The sequence below is a fragment of the Planococcus sp. MB-3u-03 genome (genome assembly GCF_002833405.1).
Classification (GTDB): Bacteria; Bacillota; Bacilli; order Bacillales_A; family Planococcaceae; genus Planococcus.
The window spans coordinates 891,921-905,954 of sequence record NZ_CP025135.1; the positions used below are offsets into that span (position 1 = coordinate 891,921).

The 14,034-nt window shown below is 51.9% G+C and carries 12 protein-coding genes and 2 pseudogenes; 9 read left to right on the forward strand and 5 right to left on the reverse strand.

Going from position 1 to position 14,034, the window contains the following annotated elements; all coding sequences use genetic code 11:
* Positions 1-116 precede the first annotated feature (116 nt).
* On the reverse strand, positions 117-494 hold the full coding sequence (locus tag CW734_RS05715; RefSeq protein ID WP_068488018.1) for a YidH family protein: 378 nt from the start codon (positions 492-494) through the stop codon (positions 117-119).
* 148 nt (positions 495-642) lie between these two features.
* On the opposite strand from CW734_RS05715, the gene CW734_RS05720 reads away from it, so the two are divergent.
* From CW734_RS05720 to CW734_RS18680, 9 genes and pseudogenes are all read left to right on the forward strand, one after another.
* Entirely contained in the window at positions 643-2,676 is a 2,034-nt protein-coding gene (locus CW734_RS05720; protein ID WP_101189811.1) for a Na+/H+ antiporter, read from the forward strand.
* 458 nt (positions 2,677-3,134) lie between these two features.
* Positions 3,135-3,950 (forward strand): annotated as a pseudogene (locus tag CW734_RS05725) (DUF3100 domain-containing protein).
* Positions 3,943-4,368: a hypothetical protein gene (locus tag CW734_RS05730; protein ID WP_332871017.1), complete on the forward strand. Its 426-nt coding sequence runs from the start codon at positions 3,943-3,945 to the stop codon at positions 4,366-4,368. The pseudogene CW734_RS05725 and the gene CW734_RS05730 overlap by 8 nt, the downstream one beginning before the upstream one ends.
* Before the next feature lie 271 nt (positions 4,369-4,639).
* Positions 4,640-5,785 (forward strand): glycerate kinase, encoded by a 1,146-nt coding sequence (locus CW734_RS05735; protein WP_101189812.1) that lies wholly within the window; start codon positions 4,640-4,642, stop codon positions 5,783-5,785.
* Positions 5,786-5,905: 120 nt separating this feature from the next.
* The gene (locus CW734_RS05740; protein ID WP_101189813.1) at positions 5,906-6,265 is read left to right on the forward strand and encodes a hypothetical protein; all 360 of its coding nucleotides are present in this window, start codon (positions 5,906-5,908) and stop codon (positions 6,263-6,265) included.
* Between the two features lie 112 nt (positions 6,266-6,377).
* Entirely contained in the window at positions 6,378-7,697 is a 1,320-nt protein-coding gene (locus tag CW734_RS05745; RefSeq protein WP_101189814.1) for an MFS transporter, read from the forward strand.
* A gap of 123 nt (positions 7,698-7,820) precedes the next feature.
* Complete coding sequence (locus CW734_RS05750; RefSeq protein WP_101189815.1) at positions 7,821-8,675, forward strand: YusW family protein; 855 nt, start codon at positions 7,821-7,823, stop codon at positions 8,673-8,675.
* A gap of 135 nt (positions 8,676-8,810) precedes the next feature.
* Positions 8,811-9,773 carry a Na/Pi cotransporter family protein gene (locus tag CW734_RS18675; protein WP_232787175.1) on the forward strand — a complete coding sequence of 321 codons (963 nt, stop codon included), beginning with the start codon at positions 8,811-8,813 and terminating at the stop codon, positions 9,771-9,773.
* A 26-nt stretch (positions 9,774-9,799) separates the two neighbouring features.
* Positions 9,800-10,357 (forward strand): hypothetical protein, encoded by a 558-nt coding sequence (locus CW734_RS18680; protein ID WP_232787176.1) that lies wholly within the window; start codon positions 9,800-9,802, stop codon positions 10,355-10,357.
* A 47-nt stretch (positions 10,358-10,404) separates the two neighbouring features.
* Here the strand turns inward: CW734_RS18680 and CW734_RS05760 are convergent, their stop codons facing one another.
* The 4 genes and pseudogenes from CW734_RS05760 to cysK all read right to left on the reverse strand — a co-directional run bounded on the left by CW734_RS05760 (position 10,405) and on the right by cysK (position 14,020).
* Positions 10,405-11,397 (reverse strand): ABC transporter substrate-binding protein, encoded by a 993-nt coding sequence (locus CW734_RS05760; protein WP_101189816.1) that lies wholly within the window; start codon positions 11,395-11,397, stop codon positions 10,405-10,407.
* A gap of 31 nt (positions 11,398-11,428) precedes the next feature.
* A complete protein-coding gene (locus tag CW734_RS05765; RefSeq protein ID WP_101189817.1) occupies positions 11,429-12,184 on the reverse strand; it encodes an ABC transporter permease in 756 nt (251 codons plus the stop codon).
* Positions 12,168-12,953 (reverse strand): annotated as a pseudogene (locus tag CW734_RS05770) (ABC transporter ATP-binding protein). The gene CW734_RS05765 and the pseudogene CW734_RS05770 overlap by 17 nt, the downstream one beginning before the upstream one ends.
* A gap of 149 nt (positions 12,954-13,102) precedes the next feature.
* Positions 13,103-14,020: a cysteine synthase A gene (gene cysK, locus CW734_RS05775; protein ID WP_101189818.1), complete on the reverse strand. Its 918-nt coding sequence runs from the start codon at positions 14,018-14,020 to the stop codon at positions 13,103-13,105.
* Positions 14,021-14,034: the final 14 nt, after the last annotated feature.

Sequence of the window (14,034 nt, forward strand, 5' to 3'; positions counted from 1 at the left end):
TGACTTCAGAATACTATAACCGTGAGGAAATCACTAGGTTTTTCTGGTTTCGCTGTGATAAATAGCCTGCTTTTGCGGAGAGCGCGAGAACAAACCGAGCTATAGGCGCAAATGATTCACATAATGATAAAGAAATAGATGATGACCATGATGATCATGATTGACAGCATCGTGGAAATCATGCTGATGCGCAAATTCGATGAATAGAAGGTTTCCTGGATGATTTGCTGGCGTTTTTCCCGGTAGGTGCGTGTAGCCGTGAAAATGATGACCAGGCCGAAAACACAGGCAAAAATGCCGAGGATGATCGTAAACAAATCGACAAAGGGATTGCGCACGACGCCCATTGTGAAATGCAGGCTCGTCGCAAGGAAGCCGACACCGACGATGGAGATCGCCGTGCGAATCCAGGCGAGGTAGGTGCGCTCGTTCGCCAGATGTTGCTGGGTATAAGTCAGTTGGTTTTTTTCTTTCCGGTATGATTGCCGTGACAAGTTTTGGACCCCCTTCGACCATGCGGCCGGTGCTTTCTTATAGTTTACCCGAAACGTATGTGTTCTAATTAGAAACTAAGCAAGAAATGGATAACCGAAAACATAATCGGGGTATACATATATCATCACAAGTAAATGGGGAATATCGATGGAATTATTGCTGACTATAATGGTCCTGCTGATCGCGCTACTCGTCTCCAATGTAGTGAGCCACTATGTGCCGCAAGTGCCGGCAGCGCTTATCCAAGTGGCGCTCGGGACGATCATCGTGCTGGTCTTCGAGGATTTTACATTTGAATTGGAAGCCGAATGGTTTCTGCTGTTGTTCATTGCACCGCTCCTGTTCAACGATGGGCGGCATTTTCCGCGTGAGGAATTATGGCGCATGCGCGGGCCAATCTTCGGGAATGCAGTCATTCTCGTACTGCTGACGACCTTGATCGGCGGTTACTTTATCCACTGGCTCATTGGAGATATCCCGCTTGCCGCTGCGTTCGCACTTGCTGCCATCCTGTCGCCGACGGATCCTGTCGCCGTGAACGGCATATCACAGCGCGTCCGCATCCCAAGCAATGTCCTAAGCTTGGTGCGCGGAGAATCGCTGATCAATGACGCCTCAGGGCTCGTCGCATTTAATTATGCGGTCGCTGCAGTCGTCACCGGAACCTTCTCGTTATATTCCGCTATTTTTAATTTTTCCTATAAATTTTTGGCGGGTGCACTTCTTGGAGCCGTGATCGCTTTGCTGTTTGTTGGCATCCGCTTATTGTTCCGCAAACAAGGGATCAATGACATCACGTTCCATTCGCTATTGCAAATCATGACGCCTTTCATTATCTTTGTTGTGGCGGAGGAATTATTAGGGGCATCCGGTGTTATCGCCGTCGTCGTCGGCGGGATTGTCCATTCACTTGTGCAGGAAGACACCGAAGCGCTGGTCGCAGAAGAGCAGATGCTGACGGAAAACATCTGGACGATCATCACCTTCGTGCTGAACGGCATCATCTTCCTGTTGCTCGGGCTCAATATCCCGGGGGCGATGAGCGGCGCGCTGGAAAACCCGAATATGGATGAAAGCGTCCTGCTGTCGTATGTCTTGGCGATTACTGCCATGCTGCTGGGGATCCGCTTTATTTGGGCTTATTTATTCTCCCAATACGAATATCGCTTCGGAAAAATGGAAGACGCCGCAAAGCCGAGCCTCAAGCTGACTTTATTCGTCAGCCTGACAGGCGTACGCGGAACGGTGACGATGGTCGGGATCTTGTCCTTGCCGGTGATCATTGAAGGCGGCTATATTTTCCCGCAGCGTTCCATGCTGCTGTTCCTGGCAGTCGGGACAATCCTCTTGACGCTGCTGCTTGCGACCGCTTGCTTGCCGCTACTCAGCAAAGGCAAATTGGCGGGAAGCGATGACGGTGATACGATCGATTTGGAAGAAGCAAGACGGCGTATTTTGCTGGCATCGATCGCCCGCATCAAATCAGAAATGACCGAAGCGAATGAAACGGCAGCTTATGAGTTAATGGATGAATACCGTTTGCGTTTCCAGCAAGTCCAGCCTGAAGGCGAGGAAGCAAAAGAAGCGAACAAGAAATACCAGCGCCGCATGAAGGAAGTGCGGCTGCGGGCTTTGAAATCCGAGCGCCGCTTTATCGAAAGGCTGAAGAAGACAGAAGGGATGGAACGCGAGGTCTATGAGGCATTCGAGCATTCACTGAACCGCCGCGAGGAAGCGATTGCCCATAACGCCCGTTCGACTTTATTGTATTTGCAAGGCAAGCTGATTCGTGCTTGGCGCAGGTTCCGTGGGGAAAACTGGCAGGACGAGGAAATCCGGCTGGTTGAATACCAGGTCGGCCGCGAAGTGCAATTGAAGGCACTTGAAGCCGCCCTGGAGAATTTGGAAGCCTACCATCAAAAAGCGTCCCGCAAAGATATCGTCGAAGCGGTTTTGACCGAGTACCGGAAAATGATCAGCCGTTTGAGAAAGCCCGAAACCTTGTATGATGAGCGCTATGAGATGCAAAAAGAAGAATTGCGCATCAACGTCATGGACATGGGACGCGCCAAAATCTACGACATGTACGATGCCGCGGAAATCACACGGCAGCAAGCGAAAGAACTAAGGAAATACATCAATTACATCGAAAGCGTCACTTTGTACGATCCGACGGAATGAAAGCAGAAGCTTAGGCTTCTGCTTTTCAGGCTGTCGAGAAACTAAGAAACCGTATTTTCCGAAGCTTATCGCTCGCTTTCCGTGGGGCGGGAATCGAGCCCTCCTCGTCACTGCGTTCCTGCGGGGTCTCTCAAACCCGCTAGTCCCACAGGAGTCGAGCGAATGCTTCTCCAAATACTCAGATAGAACATTGATTTTGAATGTAGAAATGATGATTCCCTTTTTCATTCATAGCGGATTATAGACTTCTTCAACACTCTGGAAAGCAGAAGCTTAGGCTTCTGCTTTTCATTTAGATTGAAAATCTGTCACTTCTGTAAATGACATGCTTTCTTCAGAATAAAAGCGAACAAAATTTCAGAAATCTATTGAAACGTCCGTTATATAGCGTAACTAGGTTTATGGATTGCGGTTTAATTGAAAATCGCTGTCAGTTCCGAAGAAAGCGAGGAGAAGAGATGGAGAAAGTAGAATTGAAAACTGTCATCAAGGATTGGCGTTTGCATGCCATTGCATTCATTTTGGTAGCCATTACCGAAGCGATCGGCCAGTTCAGCATTGCTGTAGGGCCAGGAGTTATTCTATTATTACCGATGCTATATGCATTCTTTCTGGGGCTTGGCTTGTATTTCACGCCGCTCATTTCGAGAAAACGCTAAAATGCAGAACCGCTCATTATTTTAGGGGTGACTTTGCTCATTGCCAAAATCGGCGTCACGATCGGGCCGCAGATTGAAGCGATTATCGCAGCGGGACCGGCACTGTTGTTGCAGGAACTCGGCAATTTGGGGACGATTTTCCTGGCGCTGCCGCTTGCGGTGCTGCTCGATTCCGTCGTGAAAGCATCGGCATGACCCACTCGATTGCGCGTGAGCCGAATGTCGGGCTGATCGTCAATAAATTCGGTTTTCTTCACCAGAAGGCCGCGGCGTCATGGCGGTCTATATTTTCGGAACGGTGTTCGGAGCCGTTTTCTTGGCTTGATATCCGGATTGCTAGCGACTGCGACGCCGCTTCATCCTCTGTCGTTCGCCATGGCATCCGGCGTCGGTAGCGGATCGATGATGGCTGCGGCGAGTGGTTCGCTGATCGGGGCATATCCCGAATTGGAAGAACAAATCGTTGCCTTTGCGGGAGCAAGCAATTTGCTGTCGCTATCCACCGGCTTGTATTTCAGTATCTTCATCGGTTTGCCGCTGACGGAGAAATTGTACAGCATCATGATGAGAAAAGCGGAACGCAAAGCTGCGAAAGGAGGTGGACCGAATGCTTAAAAGCGTAATCGAATGGACGTGGGTATTGGCCATTTTCGGCGTCGCCGCCTTGATCGGCAACTGGTTCGGCATGGATGTCTTGCCATGGGAAGCGATTCCGGGAATGCTTGTCTTGATCGCCGTGAGCCTTGTTGGTTTGATGCTGGAGAAGGCATTGCCCTTCAGCATGCCGGCCGTCGGCTATATCGGCATACTCGCCATCATCATTTCCTTGCCATGGTTTCCAGGTTCGGATTATGTCGTTGCCTGGACAAGCCAGATCGGCATTTTGGCCCTTGCCACGCCGATCCTTGCCTACGCCGGCATCTCGGTCGGATCGAACTGGGCGGATTTCCGCAAGCTGGGATTCCGGAGCTTTTGGTCGCCATCGCGGTCTTTCTCGGGACCTTCATCGGCTCAGCCCTTATCGCTGAAGTGATTTTGCGCTGGCAAGGTATTATCTAAAGAAAAATCCCCGCAGCGATATTTGCTGCGGGATTTCTTTGATTGAGCGCAAAAGAAATGGCCCGCTGCAGTCGCCTGCAGCGGGCCTTCAAAAATTTGGGGTGAAGGGAAGCTCACTAAACGCTTCTGTTTACTAGTTACCACATGCCGATGGTGCTCAAACATCTTGCCGCAACTTTTGAAACTTGTACATTCTATATAGATAGATTTTTAGATCGATCGCATTCATAGTTAGGGGGAGTTTGATGAAAATTATTGTGGCGCCGGATTCTTTTAAAGGCAGCATTTCAGCTGAGCAAGCTGCCCGTGCAATGGCACAAGGGATAATAGAGGCAGCTCCAGATAGCGAGGTCATCGAATTGCCGTCCGCGGATGGCGGTGAAGGGACCATGGTGAATCTGGTCGCAACGACAAATGGCCGCATGGTCACAAACCAAGTATCAGGGCCTCTCGGAAAGCCGGTTGCTGCCAGTTATGGAGTGCTCGGAAACGCCGAGACTTGCGTCATTGAAATTGCTGAGGCATCCGGATTAACTTTGCTTTCACAAACAGAGCGCAACCCGGAACGCGCATCGACGGAAGGCACCGGCGAATTGATCCGCCATGCCCTCGACGCCGGGTTTCGGGATTTTATCATCGGGCTTGGAGGGAGCGCGACGAATGACGGAGGCACAGGATTACTGCGCGCGCTCGGCATGCGTTTTCTCGATGCTGCAGGTGAGGCGCTGCTGCCAGGAGCTGGGGCGCTGGATAAACTGTATGCGATAGATGCACACTCTTTTGACCCGCGCATCCAGGATTGCCGCTTTGTCATCGCGAGTGATGTCGACAATCCACTGGTCGGCCCGAACGGCGCTTCGCATATATTCGGCCCGCAAAAAGGCGCGACCGATAAAATGGCGGAAGCGCTGGACCGGAAGTTAAGGCATTACGCCGATATCGTGGAGAAACAGACTGGAGTGTCTTTGCATGACTATGCGGGGGCAGGGGCTGCGGGCGGTGCAGGCGGCGCGTTTTTGGCATTCTTTCCAGCAGTCATGCGGCGCGGCATCGATGTCGTTCTTGAAGCTTCTGGATTTTCAGAAAGCGTGGCGTCGAGTGATTTGATTTTCACGGGTGAAGGAAAATCGGACCGCCAAACCTTATCCGGAAAAACAGCTTTTGGAATTGCCCAAATGGCAGCTGTCCACGGCAAGCCGGTCATCTTATTGTCAGGTGCGATCGATCCCGAGAGCCGCAAGGACTTGATGCGCTTTTTCGAAGAAGTGCATTCAGTATCAGGTGGGGCTGTGACCGAAAAACAATCGATGGACAACGCCTCTGTGCATGTGCGCAAACGGGCATCGGAAATTCTCAACGCTTATTTGGACAATCATCCACAATCCGATTAAGCATCCGCACAATTTTTATTTCGGAACAGGTGTAACAAAATGCGAAACGGGGTAGAAATCATTAACTGCCCCAAGCATATATGCGCATGCGGACGAAATGAAAATAAGGAGGGATTTCCCGTGACGACGCCAATTACCAGAAGCAAGCTTCGCAAAGAAACCAGCAGTTTATATTCGGACATGATGGCTTTTTATAAACGCTTTTCCAAGGTCCATGAACCGGGGACAAGGGATTTGCAGCGAATGAAATTGAACCTGGACAGGTTAAATCCAACTTCAACCGGAGAACAAATCGAAGCGATCCGCTTTTTGGAATTCTTTCTGGCGATCCATCTCGGGCAAATCGATTCCGCACATGAAGCAGAGCGCATCCAATTGCTTGGCCGTGCCAAAGACTACACAAGCCGGGACTCAAGACAACGGCGTGCGCTGAGAAAATGGCGACGCGAAGTGGAAGAAAGCAGCGAACAGGCTGTTTAAGACAAGAGAGCCGTGAGTGGCTCTTTTTTTATTGTCTGCAATTCCATCCTCCAAAGCGAAAGGAAACGCGCTATAATGAAGCTGTTATTTAACTTTGAATGGAGGCCGAACGATGGCTAACGAAAGAACGCAAGCAGGCAGTCACACGCTTGAAAGCTATATCGAGTCGCCGGAAAAACTGCAGGGCTTGTATAAGCGCACCTTGTGGATTGTCATGCTCTCGCAAATTTTCGGGGGAGCGGGACTGGCTGCCGGGATTACGGTCGGCGCCTTGCTCGCGCGGGATATGCTCGGCACAGAAAGCTATGCTGGGCTTCCGGTCTTTCTCTTCACACTCGGCTCGGCAGGGGCTGCGCTCGTTGTCGGGCGCTTGTCTCAGCGTTTCGGCCGCAGGACTGGCTTGGCTGCTGGGTTTCTTACGGGGGGCATCGGCTCGATCGGTGTCGTATTTGCCGCGATATGGGGCAATGTCTTTCTGCTGTTCCTATCGCTTCTTATTTACGGTGCGGGAACGGCGACGAATCTTCAAGCACGTTATGCAGGAACCGACCTGGCAAGCACGAAGCAGCGCGGCACGGCCATCAGCGTTGCAATGGTGGCGACCACGTTCGGCGCATTTGCCGGCCCGAATCTGGTTGGCGTCATGGGAAGTTTCGCTGAATCGATCGGGGTGCCGGCACTTGCCGGCCCGTTCATTTTAGCGGGAGTCGCATACATACTGGCAGGCATCGTGTTATTTGCGCTATTGCGCCCAGATCCGCTCATGGTGTCGCGTTTTATCAGCGATCAGCAAAAACGGGATCAGGCTGCGTCAGGAGAAGAAGAAGTGGCAGGCCCAGCGGTCAATAGCCGCGGCGTTTTTCTCGGTGCAACAGTCATGGTCATCACGCAAATCGTCATGGTCGCGATCATGACCATGACGCCGGTGCATATGGGCCATCATGGCCATAGCCTCAATGCGATCGGCATGGTCATCGGCATCCATGTAGCGGCGATGTATTTGCCTTCGCTCGTGACCGGGGTGCTGGTCGACAAAGCTGGGCGCGTCGCGATGGTCGTCGCAGCAGGGGTGACCTTGCTCGCAGCAGGGGTGACCTTGCTCGCAGCAGGGCTTGTTGCGGCCTTCGCCCCTGGAGATTCGCTGTTTGTCCTGATTCTCGCCTTGGCGTTGCTCGGGCTTGGCTGGAACTTCGGTTTGATCAGCGGTACGGCGTTGATCGTCGATTCGACAAAACCGAAAGCGCGAGCGAAAACACAAGGGACGGTCGATGTCCTGATCGCCTTGGCCGGTGCGACTGGCGGCGGCATGTCGGGAATGGTCGTAGCCGGTACCAGCTTTGCGGTGCTGTCGCTTGCCGGCGGGATTCTGTCATTGTTATTGGTGCCTGTCGTCATTTGGTTTTGGCGCAATCAAGAAACCAGTATTTCATAAGGAGCGGAGGCTTGGATGCCCCCGCTTTTTTCATTCTCATGGAATTTTAATGTTCTCCTCAGCAGTCACTCAGTCCACGCGGATATGATAGAACTATCATAAAGCGAGAAAGGGTGTTTGAAGATGAAGAAAATGACGGCAGGAATGGCCGCAGTGATTTTATTGGCAGGATGCGGCACAGGACAAGATACGAGCGAAACGACAACAGCGGATACTGAAAATGCGACGCAGCAACAAGGGGATGCAACGAACGGAGATAGCGACGCAGCGCAGGGAGAATCTGTTGAACAAGCGGACAGTTCGGAACAAGCAGCGCAAGATGAACAGGCATCATCTCCAGCAGCAAGCGGCGAGATCCGCGAATTCGACTTGGATTTGAAGTTCACGGATGACCGTGAATGGGAATTCGATTACGACCGCAACCAAGCTTCGATCGAGCGCGATTCTGGAGACCGGCTATCTGGCCAGGAAGCCCAAGATGAATTTGCGCAACTTTTCCAAGCCATTCAGTTTTCAACGGCACGCCCGCTTGAAGACATCAAGCGTGAAGTGTTGGAGGCGGTCAATGCCCAGCAAGCGGATGTCCGGGAGTTTGAGCTGGATGTGAAATTCGAGTCGGGGGAAGAAATGGAAATCGACCACGATGTGAGAAACGGCGCAAGATCTGAAGAGCTCGATGAATTCTCGCTCGAACTGACATTTATGGGAGGCGGCGAATCGAGTTATGATTTCGAAAGCGATGAGCGGGAAGCGGAAATCGAGCGCCGTGATGGATCGGAAAGCGAAGGGGCAGGAGCACTCGATGAGATGGAGCAGTTGCTCGGCCAAGTCAACGTCACGACAGCCCGTTCCATCGATGATATGAAAGCTGAAGTTCTGCAAGCATTGTCGATCGATGCGGCTGAAGTAGAGGATTTCGATCTCGAAGTCGATTACCGGGGCGGCGAAGAAATTAAGTTTTCCCATGATATGAAGTAAAGAGGAAGAGCCTTCTGCGGAAGGCTTTTTTTATGTGGATTTAAATTCACGGCAAAGTGAAATCAAAACAGCCGATTTTCTTTCGGTAAACATTCAGCTTTTCGTATACACTGTAAAACAAAGGAGGTGGGCGTGATGGCGATGCTTTTGGCGATTTTAGGCGGAATCGGCTTATTTCTTCTAGGCATGCAAATGATGACCGGCTCCTTGAAAGAGCTGACTGGAGAATTCATCAAAGGATGGATGAACCGGTTTGCGGGAGGCACCGGGCGCGCCATCTTTTCAGGCGCTTTCATCACGGCCATCATCCAATCCTCCACAGCTGTTACGCTTTTGACAATCGGCTTCGTCAGTGCCGGTTTGCTCAGTTTTGCCCAGTCTGTTGGCATCATCATGGGGGCGAATATCGGCAGCACCAGCACCGGATGGCTCGTTTCACTTATTGGATTCAAGGTGGATCTTCAAGGGTGGGCGCTGCCGATCATTGGATTCGGAGTGTTGTTGAAGACTTTCCTTCCCGAGCGAAGCCCGGCTTACGGGTCGGTTCTTGCCGGATTCGGCCTGTTGTTTCTTGGCATCGGGGTTTTGCAAGAAGGAATGGGGGAGCTGCAGCATGCTGTTTCCTTTGCCGGGCTGACAAACATCTTCCTGCTCGTTTTGATCGGCATCATCATGACCGTCATTATGCAATCTTCAAGTGCCGCTGTGGCTACCACATTGACGGCTTTATTTTCAGGCGTCATCGAATTCGAACAAGCGGCGTATCTCGTTATCGGGCAAAATATCGGAACGACGCTCACCGCAATTCTTGCCGCTGTCGGGGCAGGGACAGCAGCGAAGCGGGCGGGCTTGACGCATGTGTTGTTCAATATCGGGACAGCCCTGTTGGCGTTAATTCTAACACCTCAATTATTGCAGGCGACCGCTGCCATCACCCGGTTGATATTTGATGAATTCGACGCGGCATTCGGCATCGCCATTTTCCATACTTTGTTCAATGTGCTCGGTGTTCTGGTTTTTGCGCTGTTGATTCGCCCGTTCATCCGGTTGATCGAAAAAATCGTTCCCGAAAAGGCAATCCGTTCGTCCAGCATTTAAATCCTCAAGTAGCTAAACTTCCGGAAGTGGCGCTTGAAGCGGTTCATCAGACAATCCAATTAATCTTATCGGAATTGATGCAGCTGATGCGGATGGTGCTGCGGGACGGCACGGTGGACCGGCGCAAAGTGGATACTTTGCATGGGGCAGCGATGGAAGTCCGTACTTTCCTCGACCAAATCCAGTCCATGCCGCAAGAGGCTTTTCAGCGGCATGTGCAGATTCTCCATACGCTAGACCATGTCGACCGCCTGCTGCAAGTGATTGAAGAGCCGATTGGCCGGGAAGCATACCAGGTTCACCCGGGCCTCACCGGCAAATGGATGCCACTGCTCGACAAAGCGCAAACCGAAATAACCGAAGACGAACAATTGCCGGAGCTGGCGCAAGAGTTCCGTGGTGCTTCGGAAGAAATGGCCGCCGAACGGAAAGCGCGGCGCAACGAATACTATATCCGTGCTGCTAAAAACGAAGCAGAGCTTGCGACGGTCTTGAAAAAAGTCGATGCCTTATTATGGTTCGACCGCTTGATCTATCATGCTTGGCGAGCTGTTGCGCGGCTTGAAAAAGCACAGCGGACATGACAAAAGCCCCCACCTGAATTGGTGGGGGCTTTTGTTCTTTCATTCATTTAGTTTAAAAACTGTGTATCGGTCAATTCGCTGAAGTCAGGTTTTTCTTTCAGGAATTTCAAGTCGAAGGATGAATCGCCGAAGGCTTGGATTTCTTCGCCATCGATGTCCGTGCTGAAGAACATATTATCCCAAGCGCCGTCGATAACGGATTTTTCAAGCTCTTGGCCGGTGATATCGTCGATTGTGGAAATGACGATTTCCTTGGATTCTTCCGGGTTTTCTTCAATATAGGCAGTTGCTTCTTCATGTGCGTCAACAATCGCTTGCACGGTTTCCGGATCGGACTCGATCAATTCGCTGGAAGTGACGAGAACCGATGCCGGAAGCGTCGTGCCGAAGGAAATTTCATCCGGTTCGATGATCACTTTGGCGCCGGTATTTTGAGCGAGTACAGATGCCCAAGGTTCCGGGGCGACCGCAACATCAATTTTGCCCGTTTCGAACATGGCTTCATATTGGGCCGGCTTGCCGGTTTGGTGGATCATTTCGCCGCCGATGCGGTTTGATGTGATGTCGTTTTCTTTCATATAAGTTTCGAACTGGACATCATGCGTGCAGCCGACGCGCGGTGTGATGAACGTGCTGCCTGGGATGTCTTCGATGGATTCGATGCCGCTGCCGTCACGTGCCATGACGACTGTTCCGCCGCTCGCGCCGCCAGCGATCATGCGCACATCCGCACCGTTCGTATAGTTGTTCATCGCTGGGCCCGGGCCGACCAGGCCGCCGTCGATGTCGCCGGTTTTCAAGGCGGTCATGAAGTCGGAGCCGTCAGCGAATGTGACGTATTCGACATTCGTGCCTTCCGGCAAATTGCTTTCATAGAACTGCTGGTCTTTTGCGACCATTGCCGTGGCGTGGTCAAGGTTCGGGAAATAGCCGAGTACGATGGTATCTTCGGAATCGCCTGTTGCGGCACCTGAAGCTCCGCAAGCTGACAGGATCCCCGCAGCCGCGAGTGAAGTTAAAATAAGTCCGGATCTTTTCATAAAATGATTCCTCCTCAAATGGTTTTGGATATTAGGATTCGAGTCCCCAGCGTTTCAGGACATTCTTTTCGATGCGTTGGAAAATCAATTGGTCGACGACTGCACCGACGACACCGATGATGATCATGACACCGATGACGAGTGCCATATTGCCGAAATCGGAAGCATAGCGCAAAGTATAGCCAAGCCCTGGCCCGGCACTTAATAATTCACCGGCCATGAGCGCGCGCCAGGCAAAAGCCCAGGCGAGACGCGCGCCGGTTACAAGATAAGGGACCGACGCCGGGATGATGACTTTCCAGAATAGGTCGATGCCGCCGGATCCCATCGTGCGGGCTGCTTTGATATAAAGCGGGTTGACGTTTTTGATGCCTGTCCGGACATTGAGCGTCATGACGAATGTACCGCCGAGGATGACGACGAAAATGATGGCGCCTTCCCCGAGGCCGAACCACATCATCGCAAGCGGCAGCCAGATGATGCTCGGTACGCTTTGCAAAGCCAGGACCATCGAGCCAATCGTGTCATCGGCCGTTTTGGAGCGGGCCAGCAAAATGCCGAGTGCCGTCCCAATCAAAAGTGAAACGGCGAGGCCGATCAACAGGCGCCGGAAACTCGCCACCAGGTCATAGACCAAAGTCATATCGGCGAATCCTGCGACCAGTGCGTCCCATACGCTGAACGGCGAAGGCAGGATCGTTTCATGCCATAATTCGAATTGGGAACCGAGACCCCAGAAAACAATCAGTCCAGTGAAAAACAGGAGGCGCTTAACTGCGGGCTTCATAAGCAAGCTCCTCGTTTATGACTTTATCGATTTCACCTTTCAACAGCCCCATGATGCGTTCTTCGAGCGCGGCGACTTGTTGTTTATGTTCATCGCGCGGGCGTGGGATATCGACTTCGATGTCCGCGATGACAGTTCCGGGACGGGTGCCCATCACGACGATGCGGTCCGATAGCTTGATCGATTCCGAAATGCTGTGCGTGACAAAAACGATGGTTTTCTGCGTATCGATCCAGATTTTCTCCAATTGCCCGTGGAGCCGGCTGCGCGTCTGTTCATCAAGCGCGCCGAACGGTTCGTCCATCAAGAGCACAGCGGGGTCCATCGCTAAGGTGCGCGATCGAGACGCGCTGCTGCATGCCGCCCGACAATTCATGCGGGTAGTGGCCCGCGTAATTGCTGAGCTGGACCATCTGCAGGAAATGGCGTGCGCGTTCTGCAGCTTGCTTGTTGTTCATGTCCTTGCGCAACGGAAACACGACGTTTTCCGTCACGGACATCCAAGGGAACAAGGCTGCTTCCTGGAACACCATGCCGCGGTCTTTGCCGGGCTTCTGGACATTCTTTCCGTCGACGACGATGCCGCCGGACGAAGCGGAGGTGAGGCCGGCGATCATCGACAGCAAAGTCGACTTGCCGCACCCGGATGGGCCAAGAATCGAGACGAATTGGCCTTTCGGGATTTCAAGGTTTATATCTTTAATACGGTATTGGCATTATTGTCTTTATCGGTATAGATCTTGTTGATGTGCTGGATTTCAATAAACAAAATAATTCACTGGCTATAAAACCTACCTTTCCAATCGGATATCATTTAATAAAGTATAGTAGTTTTATAGGGATTGTCAATAATCTCGCGCAAAAAAGTTTCGGGCAATAAAAAAAGAGAGGCATCTGCCTCTCTTTCCAAAACAAAATTCATTCGAATAGGTTCATGCTCAAATAGCGTTCACCGGTGTCCGGTGCAATGCACAATACCTTTTTGCCGGCTCCGAGCCGTTTGGCGATCTCGATTGCCGCATAAATAGTCGCGCCGGCAGAAGGGCCGACAAAGACGCCTTCTTCCCGAGCGGAGCGGCGGAACATCTCGATGGCGTCTTCATCCTCGATCGCCATAATTTCATCGTAGATTGCCGTATTTAAGGTATCCGGCACGAATCCAGGGCTAGTACCGACGAGTTTATGCTTGCCGGGCTTGCCGCCTGACAGGACAGGTGAGCCTTTCGGTTCGACGACTGTAATGTGGAGGTTCGGCAAGTGATCTTTCAAGGTCTCGCCGGTTCCGGTAATGGTGCCGCCTGTTCCAGCCGAAGCGACGAATGCGTCGAGCTGTCCGTCCATTTGCTCAAGGATTTCAAGCGCCGTCGTGCCGCGATGGGCATCGGGGTTGGCTGGATTTTCAAATTGCTGCGGGATAAAGCTTCCAGGAATCGTTTCCCGCAATTCAAGCGCTTTTTGGATCGCGCCAGGCATTTTATCGTCACTTGGCGTCAAGACGACTTTCGAACCGAAAGCTTTCAGCAAATTGATGCGTTCTTGAGTGGCATTGTCCGGCAGTACGAGGATGGAGCGGTAGCCTTTTGCTGCAGCGACCATCGCCAGGCCGATGCCGGTATTGCCGCTCGTAGGTTCGATGATTGTCGACCCTGCCTTCAATTCGCCGGACTCTTCAGCTTGCTTGATCATATTGTAAGCCGCCCGGTCCTTGACGCTTTTGGTCGGGTTGAACATTTCAAGTTTTACATAGACATCCGCTGCGCCTTCAGGGACGATGCGGTTCAATTTAACGACAGGCGTATCGCCAATCAGGTCTGTAATGGAATCAAATGGTTTCATTAACTAAACAACCT

Excerpts from the sequence above, each read along its gene's own strand:
- CW734_RS05720 (WP_101189811.1), top strand. The coding sequence starts at position 643 with ATGGAATTATTGCTGACTATAATGGTCCTGCTGATCGCGCTACTCGTC.
- CW734_RS05730 (WP_332871017.1), top strand. The coding sequence starts at position 3,943 with ATGCTTAAAAGCGTAATCGAATGGACGTGGGTATTGGCCATTTTCGGC.
- CW734_RS05735 (WP_101189812.1), top strand. The coding sequence starts at position 4,640 with ATGAAAATTATTGTGGCGCCGGATTCTTTTAAAGGCAGCATTTCAGCT.
- CW734_RS05745 (WP_101189814.1), top strand. The coding sequence starts at position 6,378 with ATGGCTAACGAAAGAACGCAAGCAGGCAGTCACACGCTTGAAAGCTAT.
- CW734_RS05750 (WP_101189815.1), top strand. The coding sequence starts at position 7,821 with ATGAAGAAAATGACGGCAGGAATGGCCGCAGTGATTTTATTGGCAGGA.
- CW734_RS18675 (WP_232787175.1), top strand. The coding sequence starts at position 8,811 with ATGGCGATGCTTTTGGCGATTTTAGGCGGAATCGGCTTATTTCTTCTA.
- CW734_RS05760 (WP_101189816.1), bottom strand. The coding sequence starts at position 11,397 with ATGAAAAGATCCGGACTTATTTTAACTTCACTCGCGGCTGCGGGGATC.
- CW734_RS05765 (WP_101189817.1), bottom strand. The coding sequence starts at position 12,184 with ATGAAGCCCGCAGTTAAGCGCCTCCTGTTTTTCACTGGACTGATTGTT.
- cysK (WP_101189818.1), bottom strand. The coding sequence starts at position 14,020 with ATGAAACCATTTGATTCCATTACAGACCTGATTGGCGATACGCCTGTC.